The sequence below is a fragment of the Vibrio sp. 10N.261.52.A1 genome (assembly GCF_002876325.1).
Taxonomy (GTDB): Bacteria; Pseudomonadota; Gammaproteobacteria; order Enterobacterales; family Vibrionaceae; genus Vibrio; species Vibrio chagasii.
This window is the reverse complement of the sequence record NZ_MCYD01001266.1, coordinates 1-411: the sequence shown is the minus strand read 5'-3', so window position 1 is coordinate 411 and position 411 is coordinate 1. Positions and strand designations below refer to the sequence as shown.

Annotated in this window: 1 protein-coding gene; it reads left to right on the top strand. The window is 44.3% G+C overall.

Translation table 11 applies throughout. The features are described 5' to 3' along the window. A partial coding sequence (locus tag BCT81_RS26645; RefSeq protein WP_198596971.1) for a lytic murein transglycosylase occupies positions 1-352 on the top strand: 352 nt, incomplete at its 5' end. Between the last annotated feature and the right edge of the window lie 59 nt (positions 353-411).

The window sequence follows — 411 nt, the reverse complement described above, 5'->3', positions numbered from 1 at the left end:
AGATGTATTTGCCTCGGCGGCGAATTATCTGAGCCAATCCGGTTGGGATGACAAGTACACTTGGGGCCGTCAGGTTCACGTACCATCAACGGTGTCTATTGATTTACAAGGTCGCTCTGAAGACAAAGCGAAATACCTAAAAGAGTGGTCTAAACTTGGTATTAAGCGTTATGACGACCGCCCACTGCCAAACCTTGATGAAGACATTAAAGCTTGGTTAATCATGCCAGATGACGAAGCGGGCCGTTCTTACCTCGTGTACAACAACTACAATGTGTTAATGAAGTGGAATCGTTCTTACTACTTTGCTTTGGCTGTTAGCCATCTAGCAGACAGAATCAAGTTTGATTAGTAGATCGAATGGTATTAATCGGTAGAGCTTGCTTTGATAGCATTTGGCCTACCATAGGC